Source organism: Pragia fontium DSM 5563 = ATCC 49100 (assembly GCF_900112475.1).
Taxonomy (GTDB): domain Bacteria; phylum Pseudomonadota; class Gammaproteobacteria; order Enterobacterales; family Enterobacteriaceae; genus Pragia; species Pragia fontium.
Genome location: NZ_FOLW01000009.1, coordinates 121,502 through 139,119 on the forward strand (window position 1 = coordinate 121,502; position 17,618 = coordinate 139,119).

The 17,618-nt window shown below is 48.0% G+C and carries 14 protein-coding genes; 5 read left to right on the plus strand and 9 right to left on the minus strand.

Features of this window, described 5'->3' with window-relative positions; genetic code table 11:
* Nucleotides 1-85: 85 nt before the first annotated feature.
* From iolG to BMZ28_RS13320, 3 genes are all read right to left on the minus strand, one after another.
* Nucleotides 86-1,072, minus strand: coding sequence for an inositol 2-dehydrogenase (iolG, locus tag BMZ28_RS13310; protein WP_047779609.1), 987 nt, complete (start codon nt 1,070-1,072; stop codon nt 86-88).
* 431 nt (nt 1,073-1,503) lie between these two features.
* Entirely contained in the window at nt 1,504-3,438 is a 1,935-nt protein-coding gene (gene iolD / locus BMZ28_RS13315) for a 3D-(3,5/4)-trihydroxycyclohexane-1,2-dione acylhydrolase (decyclizing) (RefSeq protein ID WP_074823897.1), read from the minus strand.
* A 21-nt stretch (nt 3,439-3,459) separates the two neighbouring features.
* Nucleotides 3,460-4,971: a CoA-acylating methylmalonate-semialdehyde dehydrogenase gene (locus BMZ28_RS13320; protein ID WP_074823900.1), complete on the minus strand. Its 1,512-nt coding sequence runs from the start codon at nt 4,969-4,971 to the stop codon at nt 3,460-3,462.
* Between the two features lie 300 nt (nt 4,972-5,271).
* Between BMZ28_RS13320 and BMZ28_RS13325 the strand changes: the two genes are divergently transcribed.
* Nucleotides 5,272-6,105 (plus strand): MurR/RpiR family transcriptional regulator, encoded by an 834-nt coding sequence (locus tag BMZ28_RS13325; protein ID WP_047779612.1) that lies wholly within the window; start codon nt 5,272-5,274, stop codon nt 6,103-6,105.
* Between the two features lie 387 nt (nt 6,106-6,492).
* Here BMZ28_RS13325 and BMZ28_RS13330 read toward each other — a convergent pair whose 3' ends face one another.
* The 3 genes from BMZ28_RS13330 to glpT all read right to left on the minus strand — a co-directional run bounded on the left by BMZ28_RS13330 (nt 6,493) and on the right by glpT (nt 10,254).
* Nucleotides 6,493-7,413, minus strand: coding sequence for a hypothetical protein (locus BMZ28_RS13330; protein ID WP_074823954.1), 921 nt, complete (start codon nt 7,411-7,413; stop codon nt 6,493-6,495).
* A 143-nt stretch (nt 7,414-7,556) separates the two neighbouring features.
* A complete protein-coding gene (gene glpQ / locus BMZ28_RS13335; RefSeq protein WP_074823904.1) occupies nt 7,557-8,654 on the minus strand; it encodes a glycerophosphodiester phosphodiesterase in 1,098 nt (365 codons plus the stop codon).
* A 244-nt stretch (nt 8,655-8,898) separates the two neighbouring features.
* Complete coding sequence (glpT, locus tag BMZ28_RS13340; protein WP_074823907.1) at nt 8,899-10,254, minus strand: glycerol-3-phosphate transporter; 1,356 nt, start codon at nt 10,252-10,254, stop codon at nt 8,899-8,901.
* 375 nt (nt 10,255-10,629) lie between these two features.
* Between glpT and glpA the strand changes: the two genes are divergently transcribed.
* The 3 genes from glpA to glpC are packed head-to-tail and all read left to right on the plus strand — an operon-like array spanning nt 10,630 to nt 14,736.
* A complete protein-coding gene (gene glpA / locus BMZ28_RS13345; RefSeq protein ID WP_047779614.1) occupies nt 10,630-12,270 on the plus strand; it encodes an anaerobic glycerol-3-phosphate dehydrogenase subunit A in 1,641 nt (546 codons plus the stop codon).
* Nucleotides 12,260-13,531: a glycerol-3-phosphate dehydrogenase subunit GlpB gene (gene glpB / locus BMZ28_RS13350; protein WP_047779615.1), complete on the plus strand. Its 1,272-nt coding sequence runs from the start codon at nt 12,260-12,262 to the stop codon at nt 13,529-13,531. The genes glpA and glpB overlap by 11 nt, the downstream gene beginning before the upstream one ends.
* Nucleotides 13,528-14,736 carry an anaerobic glycerol-3-phosphate dehydrogenase subunit GlpC gene (gene glpC, locus BMZ28_RS13355; RefSeq protein ID WP_047779616.1) on the plus strand — a complete coding sequence of 403 codons (1,209 nt, stop codon included), beginning with the start codon at nt 13,528-13,530 and terminating at the stop codon, nt 14,734-14,736. Before glpB ends, glpC begins: the two co-directional genes overlap by 4 nt.
* 342 nt (nt 14,737-15,078) lie before the next feature.
* Here the strand turns inward: glpC and BMZ28_RS13360 are convergent, their stop codons facing one another.
* Both BMZ28_RS13360 and BMZ28_RS13365 read right to left on the minus strand, forming a co-directional pair.
* A complete protein-coding gene (locus tag BMZ28_RS13360) occupies nt 15,079-15,639 on the minus strand; it encodes a DcrB-related protein (protein WP_074823912.1) in 561 nt (186 codons plus the stop codon).
* Between the two features lie 96 nt (nt 15,640-15,735).
* The gene (locus tag BMZ28_RS13365) at nt 15,736-16,401 is read right to left on the minus strand and encodes a 7-cyano-7-deazaguanine/7-aminomethyl-7-deazaguanine transporter (protein WP_074823917.1); all 666 of its coding nucleotides are present in this window, start codon (nt 16,399-16,401) and stop codon (nt 15,736-15,738) included.
* Between the two features lie 265 nt (nt 16,402-16,666).
* Here BMZ28_RS13365 and tusA point away from each other — a divergent pair, with 265 nt between their 5' ends.
* Nucleotides 16,667-16,915 (plus strand): sulfurtransferase TusA, encoded by a 249-nt coding sequence (gene tusA, locus BMZ28_RS13370; protein ID WP_047779619.1) that lies wholly within the window; start codon nt 16,667-16,669, stop codon nt 16,913-16,915.
* 35 nt (nt 16,916-16,950) lie between these two features.
* Here tusA and BMZ28_RS13375 read toward each other — a convergent pair whose 3' ends face one another.
* Nucleotides 16,951-17,577 (minus strand): lysoplasmalogenase, encoded by a 627-nt coding sequence (locus BMZ28_RS13375; RefSeq protein WP_074823920.1) that lies wholly within the window; start codon nt 17,575-17,577, stop codon nt 16,951-16,953.
* Between the last annotated feature and the right edge of the window lie 41 nt (nt 17,578-17,618).

The window sequence follows — 17,618 nt, forward strand, 5'->3', positions numbered from 1 at the left end:
CCATTCGGTTTATCATCTCTACCGCTCGGCAGATATATGATATGTCCGTGTTAATAAGGTACGTGTGTTGAGCGTGGTATTTAGCTTATAACGCAACGCATTTACCGCTTTTCATTGATTCCAGTGCCTTATCTGCCAGATAAAGCGCGCGTTCACCGTCGATGCCGGAGCATTCTGGACTCGCTCGCCCAGCCAGAACATCAATAAAGTGTTGCCACTCTGCCGCATAAGCTGCGCTATAGCGTTGGAGGAAGAAGTGTTCTGGTTTTGCCGCAGTACAGCCGGTCTGATCCCACTGTTCTACGCTGTTCTCTTTAATATTGGTGGCGGTCAGAACGCCTTTTTCACCATGAAGCTCAAGACGCTGGTCATAGCCATAGCCGGAACGTCGACTGTTCACAATGGTGGCCATGGCGCCGGAAGGGAATTTGATGACGATAAATGCGGTATCAATATCGCCAGCCTGCCCAATGGCGGGATCGACCAGATTGCTGCCCTGCGCAAATATGGATTCCGGCTCTTCACCGATGATAAAACGCGCCATATCAAAGTCATGGATAGTCATATCGCGGAACATACCGCCGGAGACGCGGACATACTCTGCCGGAGGAGGGGAAGGATCGCGGGAAATAATCAGCAGCGATTCGGCTTTGCCGATATTCCCGGCTTGTGCCAGCGTTTTGACCTGTCTGAATTGAGGGTCATAACGGCGATTAAAACCAATGAACAAGGGGACTTTTTGTTGTTCGACGACTTTCAAACAGTGACGAACTCGGTCGATATCCAGATGAACCGGCTTTTCACAGAAAATTGCTTTGTTATGTTTGGCGGCCAGTTCAATTAGATCGGCATGGGTATCCGTTGCTGACGCAATCAGTACCGCATGTACTTGTGGGTCGTTCATGGCTGATTCAACATCCTGAACCTTAGCCTGATATTTTTCTGCCAGCTCAGCAGCGGCACTCTGGTTTGGATCAATAACAGAGTAAATCCGGCTTTCTTTATGAGCGGCAATATTCACGGCATGAACCTGACCAATTCGCCCGGCGCCAAATAATGCAATGTTAAACATAAATATTCCTCGATATACCAGTATCCTATAAAAATTGTTATCAAACCGTGAGTTAGAGAAAACTCCCTTTCTCTTTGGCCTGACCCCCGTCGCATTTTTACGACGTTTTCTTTTCGCGTGTTATCCACCGAATTCATAGCTCTTAATAAAACATTTATTTCAATAAAGTTAAAAATGAAAGTTATGTTTTTGTAGCTTGGTTAACATTTTCATAAGAAAACGAGATGAAAATGATAATGGCATCACGAAAATTCGCGCGTGCCTGCCGTTTTTTAGTAGGCTGGTACTGAGTTTGTGGTTAAAAAACTAGGGGTTTTAATAAAAGCGAGAGGGTTACATTGTATGAAATGTTTGTTTCGATTTGTTCGGCGGCGGATAAAAAAGCCCTTCAGGAGCGATCTCCTGAAGGGCGATTGATAGTGGCATATGGCTTAGTATTGCCGAGCCTGAGTTTTGACCATCCGCTGAATTTCTTTAGCGGCCTGTTCAATTTCCGGTTTATCGGCGAGCTGAGCGGTGCCGGTTCGCCACCATGCGTCATAGCCATGGGTCATGGTTTTCGGCAAGACTTTAATATCAATCAATGCCGGTTCCGGACAGGCCTGAGCCGCTGCCAGCGCGGCTAATAGCGAGTCTTTATCATTGGCTCGCCAGGCTTTACAGCCATAGCTTTCGGCATTTTTAGCAAAGTCTACCTTAACCAGCGGGCCGTTCATCAAACCGGTGCTGGGGTTTCGATGTCGATTCTCGGTACCAAAGCTGCCCATACCCTGACTCATTTGCAAATTATTGATACAGCCAAAGCCAGCATTATCAAACAGCAAAATGATAACTTTAATGCCTTCCTGAACCGCGGTTTGTAGTTCGGAATGGAGCATCATATAGGCGCCATCACCCACCAAGCTATACACCGGCTGTTTTGGGCTGGCGAGCTTCGCACCAACTGCCGCTGCGACTTCGTAACCCATACAGGAGTAGCCATATTCCAGATGATAGGTATCAGGTTCTCGAGGGTTCCAAAGCCGTTGTAGATCGCCGGGAAGCGAGCCTGAGGCGCCGACAACAATGGCATTGCTTTCTAAATGCGCATCCAACAGGCCAAGGGCTTCGGTCTGAGTGAGATGGGTCTGTAGCGTGTGCCGATATTCATCAAGCTTATCGTCCAGATGACCTGAAATTTCCGGTACTAATCCTGGCGCATCACTGATAGCGAATAAACGCTGCCGTTCCTGATGCCAGTCGCGGCGGGCCTGTTCAATTTCAGTTTGCCACTGGCTACGATAAGATTGTGCAGCTAACCGCTGACTTAATGCCTGTAGCGCTGATTTGGCATCGGCCACCACCGGCACTGCATCTAATTTGCAGGCGTCAAACGGTGCAACGTTCAGCGTCAGAAATTCGACGTCCGGATGTTGGAATAACGATTTAGATGCCGTGGTAAAATCGGTGAAGCGGGTTCCTACGCCAATAATCAAATCGGCTTCTTTCGCCAGTTGATTGGCTGACAAGCAGCCGGTAACACCAATTCCACCGCAGTTTAATGGATGCTCAGCAATCACTGCGCTTTTTCCCGCCTGAGTTTCAGCAAACGGAATATTAAATTGCTCAGCAAACTGCCGGAAAGCCTCGTGGGCTTCAGAATAGCGTACGCCACCGCCGCAAATCAGTAACGGACGTTTTTTGCGGCTGATCAGATTGATGGCATCATCGAGCATCGCTTCGCTGGCCGGACGTCGTTCTATCCGATGTACCCGTTTGGCGAAAAAGCTCTCTGGAAAATCCCAGACTTCACCTTGTACATCCTGCGGTAAGCAGAGCGTAACGGCACCGGTGTCTGCCGGATCGGTCAGCACGCGCATTGCGTTGATGGCCGCACTCATCAGTTGCTCCGGTCGGGTGATCCTATCCCAGTAGCGGCTAACCGGTTTAAAGCAGTCGTTGGTGCTGATAGAGCTGTCGTAGTATTGCTCCACCTGCTGTAAGACTGGGTCAGGTTGACGGCAGGCATAGACATCCCCCGGCAGTAAAAGCAGCGGGATGCGATTTGCGGTAGCCGTGGCTGCCGCAGTGATCATATTGGCGGCACCCGGGCCGACGGAAGAGGTCACAGCATAGATTTTTTTACGCTTGTGTTGCTTAGCAAAACCGATGGCAATATGTGCCATCCCTTGTTCATTACACCCTTGATGGACAATCAGGTGACCGGGATTTTGCTCCAGCGCCTGACCAAGACCAACCACATTGCCATGGCCGAAAATGGTCATTACACCCTGTATAAAAGGCTGCTCTTTTCCGTCAACGCTCACATATTGCTGGTTAAGAAATGCAACCAGCGCCTGTGCTGTTGTCATTCGTTGAGTCATCATTACTACAACTCCCGTCTTCAGTTATTCAAGGGTTGGCATGACAAAACTGCTGGTGTGTTGCTCAAGGCGTACGCTTGCTGGCCAGCGGCTGGTGACGGTCTTCATACGAGTATAGAAACGTACTCCATCGCCACCGTGGACATTTAATGGACCAAAAATGGACCGCTTCCAGCCGCCAAAACTATGGAATGCCATTGGCACCGGAATAGGAATATTAATGCCGATCATACCAGCCTGTACATCCTCGCTGAATTGGCGTGCGGTTTCACCATCGCGGGTAAAAATCGCGGTACCATTGCCATACTGATGCTGATTAATCAGATTTAGGGCAGTGTTATAGTCAGGCACTCTGACAATGGATAACACTGGACCAAAGATCTCTTCCTGATAGATCGTCATATCTGGCGTAACGTTATCAAACAACGTTGGGCCAACAAAATAACCCTGCTCATGGCCTTTAACCGTGTAGTGACGGCCATCAATTTTTAGGGCTGCGCCTTGCGCTACACCACTTTGGATATAGTCACAGATCTTGGCTTTATGCTGGGAGGATATCACCGGACCCATATCGTTTTCTGGATTTTGTACCAGCCCCGGCCCTACACGCATGTTAGCGATATGCTGCTCCAGACGCTTAACCAGCTTGTCTGCATTATCATCACCTACTGCTAAGACTACGGATAGCGCCATACAGCGTTCGCCGGCAGCGCCATATGCCGCGCCCATAATCGCGCTGGTCGCCATTTCCATATCGGCATCTGGCATCAAGATACAGTGGTTTTTGGCGCCGCCTAACGCCTGACAGCGTTTACCGTGTGTGGAAGCGGTTTGATAGATATATTCGGCGATAGGGGTGGAACCAACAAAACTCACGGCCTGCACCTGCGGGTGGGTTAACAGGACATCTACGGCTTCTTTATCACCGTTGATCACGTTAAACACGCCGTTTGGTAGTCCGGCTTCTTTGAGTAGGGCTGCCAGCTCAAGGGCTAGAGAGGGATCTTTTTCCGACGGTTTAAGTATAAACGTATTCCCGGTAGCCAAAGAAATTGGGAACATCCACATAGGAACCATCGCCGGAAAGTTAAACGGTGTAATGCCGGCACAAACGCCGAGAGGTTGCATTAGAGAATGACTATCAACGCCGGTACCGACGTTGGCGGAGTGCTCGCCTTTTTGCAGATGAGGAATGCCGCAGGCAAATTCAACAACTTCTAACCCTCGGGTTAACTCTCCAACGGCGTCCGAATAAACTTTGCCATGCTCTTCGACAATGACTTTGGCTAATCGATCGAGGTTAGTTTCCAGCAGTGCTTTGAATTTAAACATCACTCTGGCTCGTTTCAATGGAGAGGCTTTGGCCCAACCAGGAAAGGCGAGTGACGCTGCGGAAATGGCTTGTTCTACTTCCGATGCGGTACTCATCACCACCTGACGGATCTGAGTACCAGTGGCAGGGTTATAGACCGGGCTGAAGCGCTGACTGCTACTGGCGGTGATTTGCCCGTTAACATAGTTTTGTATGGTTTCCATTCTGTACCTCTGTTCACTTATTTATCAGTAGGATCTCTGGGGAGATGAATAGATATGAAATATACATTTCATTTTGGTGAAATATAAAATAAAAGTTAATTATTGTGATCGGTTTAATGTTTTATTTTTTTGGCTCTCTTGGCCGGAAACGTGAAACATAGGTAAATAGAATGGCGGGATGTTCAGATAATCAGCAGCGAATCAATTATTTCATTTTCTGGCTTAATGGGAGCGAAAAGATTTCAAAACGGTGAAAGAAGGCACTACAATCATACAACGCTAACTATTTTGGAGCAGACAATGGCGGTTGCGACCACGCTGAATGAATTACAGGAAAAAATTCGAGCTCGCTATGGCGATCTCAGTAAACGGCTACAGCAGGTAGCCCGTTATGTATTGGATAATACCAATAGCGTGGCTTTTGATACCGTTGCGGTGATCGCCAAAGAGGCGTCTGTTCCACCATCGACCTTAATTCGTTTCGCCAATGCATTTGATTTCAGTGGATTTAATGAAATGAAACAGTTGTTTCGTATGCATTTGGTTGAGGAAACGGTTAGCTATACCGATCGCGCCCGTTTATTCCGTGAAATGGAAACGGAATCAGCGCCAGAAAGTCCCGTGGATATTCTTCAGGAATTTGCCCGCTCCAATTCCCAAGCGATGCAACAGCTTGCCGCTCGCGTAGCAGCGGATGATTTGCAAAAGGCGGTAGATTTGCTGGCGGAGGCCGACAATATTTATATTGTTGGGTTAAGGCGCTCATTTTGCGTTGCCACCTATCTGAGCTATGCTCTAAGCCATTTGGAATGTCGCCCTTTCTTGGTGACCGGTTTAGGTGGCATGTTCCGTGAACAGCTGAATCGCGTTGGGCCAAAAGATATTGTGGTATCCATTAGTTTCTCCCCCTATGCTGAAGAAACGGTGATGGTTAGTGAAATGGCTGCTCAGGCGGGAGCACGACAAATCGTGATTACCGATAGCCAGATCAGTCCGTTGGCCAGCTTTAGCGATGTCTGTTTTGTGGTTAAAGAGGCGCAGGTTGATGCGTTTCGTTCTTTATCCGCGACGCTGTGTTTGGTGCAGTCGTTAACCGTGGCGTTGGCTTATCGTCAGGGGAATTGTGGGGAATAGGGTGGGGTGGTTTAAATAGCTAAGGTTTGTTATTTGGACGTCATGTTATTCAGTTAGGTTTAACAGCAGCGGAAGTTTCGTCTACCATTAATACCGTGAATAAATCAACGTGGGAGCACGTGGCCGAGCAAAGGCGCTAAGGCGAGCGCCTCTGCACACCGCACCTTCGCCCCCGAATTCAGGTCGCCTATGGCGGCTACCCTCCGCCTTCGTTCGGGTTAACGCACCGGCGCTGATTCTCTCCCGGAGAAGCAGCGCCACGCCCAGCCTCCATGCTGGGCGTGCTCCCTCTCTCAGTTGTCGGCTGAATTCCAGCGCTTAATAGAAAGGGCAAAAGATAAAGCTAACTCGTGACACTTTATTGACTGAGCGGCATTACATTGTTTGCTACGGTTTTTTACAGCTTGGTTCCATGCCATAAACGTAGACCTCGCTAATTTCGCGGTCATAGCCGGGATAGAAGCCTTTTGGCATGCCGAGTACAATCTGTTTACCGCGGTTGGAATGAACCAGCAGTTCATGAGTTTGCGGGTTAATTGCCACGCCTTCGATTTCACCATAGTCTTTGAAATCAGTGAAGGCTCTCTCCAGCACCACTGGGGCATTAGTACTGTTTTTATCAATCTTCACCCGATAAAGATTATCGACTTCTTTATTGTCCGCAGTACCGTCATCGGCGGTTAGATAGATATCCCCCTGATAGGCAACAATACCTTGAATCCACTGAGGTACTGGCTGTAGGTGTACTTTTCTTTTGTATTTACCGTTATCGAGATCGTATTCATACAGATAACGTCCGCTCTCTTCACCTACCCAAGATGCCATCCAAATGCTGTTATTCACTTTATCAACGGTGATGGCGGAGACTTCCTGCTGACCAGATTCTGGATTAAACGGGAAGGTTCTTTTTAGCTTCAGGGTATCGGCATCATGTACTGCGATTTGAATATCTTTGCCGACGCCGTCCATAAACCATTCGGCGGAAACATAGATTTCATTGTTATAAACGTCGATATCACCAATATGGTTAGCTGGGATCTTGTAGCCTTCAAACGGGGTTTTATTGGTGGCTAATAGATTACCCTGCATATCGTACTTGGATAGGGTGGTGCTGCCGGAGACGTAGTAAAACTTGCTATCGGTAGTAATGCCTTGGCGGCCGTCAACTTCAAAGGTTTTCTTTAACTGGTAATGATATTTGGGAAGCGCATCACTGTAAGGGGCTTCACAGTGGCTATTAGCGGCAAGGGTTGGTAACGAGCAGATGGTCAGGGCGATCAGCAGAGCCAGTGATTTATTCTTTTTCATGTCATGGTTTTCCACAATAGCGTGATAAAAATGCAGTATCGGATTTAAAGCATTGAACGTAACAATCATGCAGACATAAACATTAGACGTCGGGGGAACCGCATTAGGCAGCGTAATGCTTAAGCGCTACGCTGCCGGATGGATTATTTATGCTGCCCCTCTTTTTGCAGGAACTGCACGGCCATATCCGGGAAGTCGGAGAACAGACCGTCAACCTTCGCTTGGTTATACATAATGTCCAGTAGCTGGTTCATGCTGGTTGCATAAGCGGGTAGGGCATCCGCGCGCAGGGTATAAGGGTGAACGACCATACCGCTGTTATGGGCATCTTTGGTCATTGAAGAAAGTTTTACGTCACCGGGTTTAGAGGCTTTAACATCCAGCAACATCGGATATTGAGGACCAATACCGTCCGCATATTTAGCGATTTCTTTCATGGCGCCCGGCTGGAACATCCAGTCATAGCTGTAATTCACCAGCTTACCTTCCGCATTTGGTTCAAAGGTTTCTTGCCAGTCGGTGAACGCAATAAGCTGAACCAGTTTCAGGTCAACGCCTGCTTTTGGCATCAGCTCGGTTTTAATGCGTTTCAGTTCGTTGAAGTCAAAGCATTGAAGATAAACGTTATCGCTTTTCTTGGTATAACCATACTTTTTCAATACATCGAGGGTTTTCACCGAAATATCTTTGCCTTCGCTGCGGTGGAACCACGGTGCTTTAATTTCTGGATAAATACCGATGTTTTTACCGGTGGAGTGGTTTAAACCCTGAATAAACTCAATTTCTTCTTCGAAGGTATGAATACGGAAATCAGATTTGCCCATCGGGAAACGCCCCGGATAAGACTGCACTTTTTTACCATCTTTAATATCAAAGCCTTCGGTAAATTTTAAGGATTTCACTTCATCCAACGTAAAGTCGATGGCGTAATAGCGGCCATCTTTGCGGGCACGGTCAGGAAAGCGCTCGGCCACGTCGGTCACGCGGTCCAGATAATGATCGTGTAATACAACCAGATGGTCATCTTTGGTCATGACCAGATCTTGCTCAAGAAAATCGGCACCTTGCTGATAGGCCATCGCTTTCGACGGTAAAGTATGTTCAGGCAGATAGCCGCTGGCGCCGCGGTGAGCAATAACAATTTTGTCGGTCTTATGGTTCTTTTCGGTGGCATCGGCGGCTGAAGCAAGAGACATACTCAGTACGATTCCTGTTAGTAGCGTTTTAAAACCTATTTTCATAAGTTTTTTCTCCATATTTTAATAACATAGGTAAGAATATAGGTAGGGGGAGAACACCAGAGACCCCGCTACTTATGCAGCGCGTTTTTCAGTGTATGGCTTATTTTTTTATTAGTATCAGTTGAATAACTGGTGGTGATAATACCCGCGGAAGATGACATTTTTGTGACGTCCGCGGGTATTGTTTTGAACTACTTATTTTAAGTTGCACCAGGCTGCTGCCGATAGTGCAACGATAATCTGATTATGCTGAGTGTTTAGCCAGCATTTCAGCTTTATGTTTGTTTTCGCTGATCATAGTCAGTACCAGCAGCACAACTGCCAGGCAGCTACCGCCGATCATTACCATAAAGCCGCCATCCCAACCGAAGAAGTCAACGGTATAACCTACGATGGCGCTAGCGGCAACAGAACCGCCCAGATAACCGAACAGACCGGTGAAGCCCGCAGCAGTACCAGCGGCTTTCTTCGGAGCCAGTTCCAGAGCGTGCAGACCGATTAACATAACCGGACCATAGATCAGGAAGCCGATAACGGTCATACAAGCCATATCGATGCCAGGGTTGCCGGCTGGGTTCATCCAGTAAACGACAGTGGCGATAGTAACCAGAACCATAAAGAACACACCGGTTGCACCACGGTTGCCTTTAAATACTTTATCCGACATCCAACCACACAGTAATGTACCCGGAATACCTGCATACTCGTACAGGAAGTAGGCCCAGGATGATTTATCCAGTGCGAAATGCTTAACTTCTTTCAGATAAGTTGGTGACCAGTCCAGAATACCGTAACGCAGTAAATAGACGAATACGTTAGCGATGGCGATATACCACAACAGTTTATTAGGGAAGACATACTTCATGAAAATTTCTTTTGCAGTCAGTTCTTCTTCCGCTTCTTCGGAGTAATCCGGTGGGTAGTCATTTTTATACTCTTCAATCGGTGGTAAACCACAAGATTGAGGGGTATCACGCATTAGAGCGAAGGCAATAATCGCGATGACAATGGCGCCCAGAGCTGGCATGTAGAACGCTGCTTTCCAGTCGTTAAACCAAGCCATACCCAACAGGAATAATAGAGGAGGAATACCACCGCCGACGTTATGAGCACAGTTCCAAATTGAGACGATACCACCACGCTCTTTCTGGGACCACCAGTGCACCATAGTACGACCACATGGAGGCCAACCCATACCCTGGAACCAACCACAGGCGAACAGCAGGACAAACATCACCATAATGCTAGAGGTTGCCCATGGAACAAAGCCCATAACCAACATGACCAGCGCGGCTAAGATCAGGCCCGCCGGTAAGAATACTCTTGGGTTAGAACGGTCTGATACCGAACCCATGATGAATTTAGAGAAACCATAAGCAATTGAGATGCCTGACAGGGCAAAGCCCAGATCGCCGCGGCTGAAACCTTGTTCGACCAAATAAGGCATTGCTAAAGCAAAGTTCTTACGAACCAGATAGTACGCCGCATAGCCGAAGAAGATCCCCATGAAAATCTGCCAACGCAGTTTGCGATAGGTGGGATCTATCTTATCCTTAGGGAGTCGCGCAATATGTGCCGCGGGTTTAAATATACTTAACATTATGCCTCCACTGGCAGTGATTCATCTCTATATTTTCGTATGAGTATGTTTTTAGAGTGAGTCGCCATAAATACGCTCACATTTTTTCTTTATCGCTCACTATATTATCTGTTTATTGCCAGATGATATGTGACCTGACGCGAATTATACGATTTTTTTACTTTCGTGGCGCGGAATGTATCATTTCTATAACTTTTTTGGGCGCTAATTTACATATTTGATGTGATGCGCATCACGAAAATGTTCTTTTTTGAGCGTTTGTCTTTTTATTGTGCTCGAATTTGCTCCTTATCAAACAATTCCCCTGCAATGTGTGCGTAAATAGCAGTATGAGAATTTTCTGAATTGACAGAATAAGACCGGGAGCAAAAGTCAATGAGCGGTTTTTCCTCGAACGAGACGGATGTCATCATCATTGGTGGTGGAGCGACAGGTGCTGGCGTTGCCAGAGACTGCGCCCGTCGTGGATTACGTACCGTTTTGCTTGAACGTTATGATATTGCCACCGGCGCGACCGGCCGCAATCATGGCTTATTGCATAGCGGTGCTCGGTATGCGGTTACGGATGCGGAATCGGCCCGTGAGTGTATAGAAGAAAACAAAATTTTAAAACGCATCGCCCGTCACTGCGTAGAGCCGACCAATGGTCTGTTTCTGACCCTGCCGGAAGATGATATGTCATTTCAGGCAACGTTTATTCAAGCCTGTCAGGCTGCGGGCATTGACGCCAAGGCTCTGGATCCCAAAGAAGCATTACGCTTAGAGCCGTCAGCTAACCCAGATATGTTGGGGGCGGTACAGGTTCCCGACGGTACCGTCGATCCATTCCGCCTGACCGCGGCCAATATGTTGGATGCGCGTGAACACGGTGCAGAAGTGTTGACCTATCATGAGGTTATTGGCCTGATTCGTCATAACGATCGCGTAACCGGTGTGAAGGTTTTTGACCATTACCAGAAAGAAACCAAAGATATTTATGGCTCCATTGTGGTGAATGCTGGCGGAATATGGGGGCAGCATATTGCCGAATACGCCGATTTACGCGTTCGTATGTTCCCGGCCAAAGGTGCGCTACTTATTATGGGGCACCGAATCAACAATATGGTGATTAACCGCTGCCGTAAGCCGGCGGACGCCGATATTCTGGTGCCGGGAGATACCATTTCATTAATTGGCACCACCTCAACGCGAATTCCTTACGACCAAATTGACAATATGATTGTTACGCCGGAAGAGGTGGATGTTCTGATTCGTGAAGGCACCAAGCTGTCACCAAGAATGGCCCACACTCGAATTCTACGCGCCTATGCCGGGGTTCGTCCGCTGGTGGCCAGTGATGACGATCCGTCAGGACGTAACGTGAGTCGCGGTATTGTCTTACTGGATCACGCTGTGCGCGATGGTCTGGAAGGGTTTGTGACCATTACCGGTGGCAAGCTAATGACCTACCGCCTGATGGCTGAATGGGCCACTGATAAAGTGTGTGAAAAGCTGGGGCACAGCGGAAAATGTACCACCGCAGAAGAAGCGCTACCGGGTTCACGCCATTCTGCCGAAGAGACGCTGCGTAAGGTGGTTTCCCTGCCGTCGACTATTCGAGGTTCTGCGGTTTATCGCCACGGCGATCGGGCAACTCAACTGATGGCGAATGGGCGTTTAGATAACAGTTTAGTGTGTGAATGCGAAGCGGTCACCGCTGGTGAAGTGCGTTATGCGGTTGAATCCTTAACCGTCAATAATCTGATTGATTTGCGTCGCCGTACCCGCGTTGGGATGGGGACCTGTCAGGGTGAGCTGTGTGCTTGCCGCGCCGCTGGCTTATTGAATCGCTTCAAAATTTCATCTCCTCAGCAGTCGTTGACTCAGCTTTCCACTTTTCTGAATGAGCGTTGGAAAGGCGTTAGGCCAATCGCCTGGGGAGATGCGCTGCGTGAAAGTGAGTTTACCAGTTGGGTTTATCTGGGGTTGTGTGGGATAGATGCATCGTCCGTGACGGAGAAAAATGATGAAATTTGATGTCGCTATTATTGGCGGTGGTTTAGCCGGTTTGACCTGTGGTATTCAACTGGCTGAGCAGGGCAAACGCTGCGCTATTATTAGTGCCGGGCAAAGTGCCCTGCATTTTTCTTCCGGTTCACTGGATTTTTTAAGCTATAGGCCGGATGGCTCAGCGATCGATAACCCTTTGGATGCGCTGGCTGAACTGGCAAAACATTCGCCAGAACATCCCTATTCGCTGTTAGGTGCCGAATGCGTGAAGCAGATGGCGGGGCAGGCTGAGCGCTTGTTGCAGGATTGCGGTTTACACTTTAACGGTAGTATTGATCATAACCATTTGCGGGTTACGCCGCTGGGCACACTACGCGCAACTTGGCTGAGTCCGGTTGAGGTACCAACGGCGGCGATTAATCGCCCGCTACCGTGGAAGCGCATTGCTGTTGTCGGTATTGAGGGTTTTCTGGATTTTCAGCCACAGTTAGCGGCGGGTTCATTGGCTGAACAGGGCATTGAGGTTACCACTGATTATCTGCATGTTCCGGCTCTCGATCGTTTGCGTAATAATCCCAGTGAGTTTCGCGCCACTAATATTTCTCGCGTATTGGATCTGCCGGAAAATACCGAACTGTTAGCTGAAGAGTTAGTTCGTTTGGCTGATGATGTTGATGCGGTGATTTTACCGGCGTGTATTGGCTTGGAAAACGCGAAGTCCGTATCACTATTATGCGCCAGAGTTGGTAAGCCGGTGATGTTAGTGCCAACGTTACCGCCATCTTTGCTGGGTATTCGTATGCATCAGGCGTTGCGTCGTCGCTTCCAACAGCTTGGTGGTCAGTTTATGCCGGGTGATTCAGTGCTGCGTGCAGAGATAGACGGGCAGTGCGTTAAGAAGATATATACCCGTAATCACACCGATATTCCGGTGGTGGCAGATCAGGTGGTGTTAGCCAGCGGCAGCTTCTTTAGCAATGGTTTAATTGCCGAGTTTGACCGAATTTATGAGCCAGTTTTTGGCTTGGACGTATTAGATGCCAGTCAACGAGGCGACTGGACTCAGGAAAATATGTTCTCTCCTCAGCCTTACCTGCGTTTTGGTGTTAAAACCGATCAAACCCTACGTGGTACGGTTGATGGTAAGCCACTCAGTAACCTTTATATTATTGGCGCGGTATTAGGGGGTTATGACCCGTTACAGCAGGGATGCGGAGCTGGTGTGTCTCTGGTCACTGCGCAATATGTCGCACAACAGATTCTCGCTTTGGCGGAGGTGGCAGCATGAGCCTGACATCGGATAACAGCTTTGAAAGCTGCATTAAATGTACCGTTTGTACCACTTATTGTCCGGTAGCTAAGGTGAATCCTAACTATCCGGGGCCGAAACAGGCTGGGCCGGACGGTGAGCGTTTACGTTTGAAGGATCCTGCCTTATTTGATGAGGCATTGAAGTACTGCACTAACTGCAAGCGCTGTGAAGTTGCCTGCCCATCCGACGTGAAAATTGGCGATATTATTCAGCGGGCGCGTATTAACTACAGTAAACCCAAGTTTAAGCTGCGGGACGCTATTCTGAGTAATACCGACTTGATGGGCTCGCTGTCTACTCCGTTTGCCCCCGTCGTGAATGCGGCCGTTGGTTTGAAGCCGGTTAAAAAGCTGTTGGACAGCGCACTAAAAATCGACCACCGCCGTCAGTTGCCAAAATACTCTTTTGGCACTTTCCGTCATTGGTATCGTAAGCAGGCAGCGGAACAACAGAAGTTTGATGAACAGATTGCGTTTTTTCACGGCTGCTTTGTTAACTACAACCATCCGCAACTGGGGAAAGATTTAGTTCGCGTATTCAATAATATGGGAATTGGCGTTCAACTGTTGAAGCGAGAAAAGTGCTGCGGTGTGCCACTAATTGCCAATGGTTTTATCGATCAGGCTAAAAAGCAGGCCAGAGTAAACGCGGATTCGCTAGTTGATGCGGTGATTGGCAAAGGCATGCCGGTGGTAGCCACCTCGTCAACCTGTACCTTTACCCTGCGGGATGAATATCCGCACCTGTTGGGTATCGATACCACGCCAGTGCGTGAGCAGGTTGAGCTGGCGACACGCTATCTTTATCGTTTGCTGTCTGAGGGTAGGGAACTGAAGCTGAAGCATACGCCAATGCGCATTGCCTATCATACGCCTTGCCATATGGAGAAGATGGGGTGGACCGCATACACGCTGGCATTATTGGAGCGTATTCCCGGCGTTGAGTTGATAGTGCTTGAATCTCAGTGCTGCGGTATTGCCGGTACGTATGGCTTTAAAAAAGAGAATTATGAAACCTCGCAGGGCATTGGCGCTTCGCTATTCCGCCAAATTGAAGAGAGCGGCGTGGACTTTGTGGTGACCGATTGTGAAACCTGTAAATGGCAGATCGAAATGTCCACCAGTAAACGTTGTGAGCATCCAATCACGTTATTGGCGCAGGCATTGGCTGATGAGGATTGATGATTGGGTTACAGGTATGAGTTTGTGATGAATAAGGGCGATCGTTTGATCGCCTTAAGATTTCTAGTATAGCGTTTCAAGTTGGATTCAGTAGTTACTACTTGTCCTGCGTCCGGCTAATTTGCAAGAATATTTCTCTTTAGTGCTCAGATAGAAGATCATCCATACTCAGCCACAGAGTGCGTCGGGCCTAGCCGGGCTACGGGCACTCCGGCTGGCAAGCCAGCTACGACCCCCACGCCCGTCTCTCCCGTCGATTGAGTGTATTAGAATTTTCTCATTAATCTAAGGGCGATCGTTTGATCGCCCTCTTTTTATATTTTTATGATGAGGCTAAGAATCTTATTGCTTAATTTTCAGTGAGCTGATGAATTTATCCACCGCTTTTTCTGCGTCAGCCTGCTGGTCAATTGGGTAGGTAATCTGCATGGTTAGTAGCTGATCATCAATTTGGCCTAACAGCGTAGATGAGAAGTTCTTTTTACCATCAATCTTGATAGCAGTATCCAGACGCTGTAACTGCTGGCCGCTGGCTTCTACGCTGGTTTTTTTGATCACGAGTAGCTCGCTATCGCGCATTTTTTGTTGATCTTCCATGCGGGTCAGCAGGTTTTCCAGAGAATCACCCGGCATGGAGCTGCTAATAACAATCAGCATTTTCTGCGCATTATTATCGGCGTAGACCGCCATATTGGTGGTTTGAGAGGTATTTTTACCGCTCTGATCCTGTAGACCATCTGGTACGGTAAAGCTGACTTTTCCACCCAATGCGCTGATTTGTTGAGCGGACTGTTCTGTGGAAGCACTATTTCCTGCCGGAGTCGATTGCTCTTTACCACCGTCACAGGCGGCAAGGCTAGCGGCGAACAGGCACAGACCTATAATCTTAACTATCTTCTGCATGGTACTTCCTTAAATTGATAAGCTGACGCTTTGGGATGAAATGAACGGGATAAAAATATCACTTCTATAGCTATCTCGCCAAATAATCTGCCAATTTTATCCGTGCAACAGCTTTGGCGAGGCGTTGGTTTGAACCAAACGCTTAAGCAAAACATTCAATAAAATGCCATACATTGGCAGGAAGAACAGGGCACAGATAATCAGTTTGAAAGCATAGTCTACCAGCGCGATTTCTACCCAGTTTTCGGCCATAAAGGCGTTAGTGCTGTTATAGAAAGCGATAGAGAAGAAGGCAATAGTGTCACTTAAGTTACCGAATACCGCCGATACGCTGGGCGCGATCCACCAGGTTTTTAACTGACGGAAACGATTGAACACATAAATATCTAAAATCTGACCCAATACGTAAGCCATAAAGCTGGCAATGGCAATTCTGGCCACCACCAAATTGAAGCTATAAATCGACTGATAGCCTTGCCATGAACCATCATAGAATAAGGTGGATAACAGATAAGAGATAGCCAGCGCCGGGATCATCACCACCAGAATAATTCTACGAGCCAACGGAGCGCCAAACACCCGAACGGTCAGGTCAGTGGTGAGAAAAATAAATGGGAACGTGAATGCGCCCCAAGTGGTATGGAAACCGAAAATACTGATCGGTAGCTGCACCAGATAGTTGCTGGACGCAATGATCAGAATATGGAAAAACGATAGCCAAATTAGCGCACGCAGACGCTGCTGAGGTGAAAATTCAAACATGTTTTTGACCTTTTTAGTTGAGTATTAACACTCTGTTGGGGTGAGGGAACCCAACCTATGCATGGATAAAATAGTTTATACGCCCAATAAAGCGAACGGCAAATGATACTCAGTTGTGGTATTAATGCAATCCTTGACTGTTTTTTATTCGTTATCGGTTCCAAGGTGCGGAAACGTTTTTTATTAACTTGGCTTGCACTGATAACCCATCGTATTAAACTAGTGCGGTTAGTAATCGCCCCTATTCTATTGATTTGAGATTTTCATGACTGATTTATTTACCCATCCGGATAAAACCCTTGATGCGTTAGGGCTACGCTGCCCTGAGCCGGTAATGATGGTGCGCAAAGCGGTACGCCATATGGAAGCCGGACAAACCTTGCTGATAGTGGCTGACGATCCTGCGACGACGCGTGATATTCCGGGTTTCTGTCGGTTTATGGATCACGAATTGCTCGGTGCAGACACCGAGCAATTACCGTATCGGTATTTAATTCGTAAGGGCAGTGCCTAGCGCTAGCCAGGTTGTTTCACTCTGAGAGTGGTGGGTCAAATATGTAATGACCGAACAATCATAAAGTGACCGAGGAAGTAACCGACAGCGATAATGGCGTTGGCCGCCTGAAAAGGCTGGCGATAGCGATTGGTCAGCCAAATCATGGCGGTAACCAATAGCAGTGTGCTACCAACCAATTGGCTAAAGCTCATATCGCTGGGCTGAGTAAGATAGCCTTCCGCAGCAACCCATACCATCAAGACTGTCATGGCGATATAAGTGGCGACCGGCCAACGCATATCCTCCAGACGATTCCACAGTAGCAGAATCACGGCAAGTCCAACCACAAACAGTATGACAATCAGCGGCCAGTAAAAACTCAGCTTTAGCGGACTGGCAAAATACAGCGTGTAGAGTAAGTGGGAAATAAATAGCGCACCCACGGTATATAGCATCCGTTCCTGAGGGAGCATTTGGACAATATCGCTCACTAAGCTGGCTAACAGACCCAATATAATCAGATAGCTAAAGGTGGTCAGGTCCGGAGCCTGCCATGCCCACAATAACATCAACAGCATGGTGACGGGTTTAAATACCCAACATTGCCATTTAGGACCACGGTAAGCGGAGTCGATATATATCCAACCTGAGAAAATTACGGCTAAAAATGGCCAACTCATAGTTCTTCCCTCGGTTATCTTTCTGCCATGTTGTTATGACT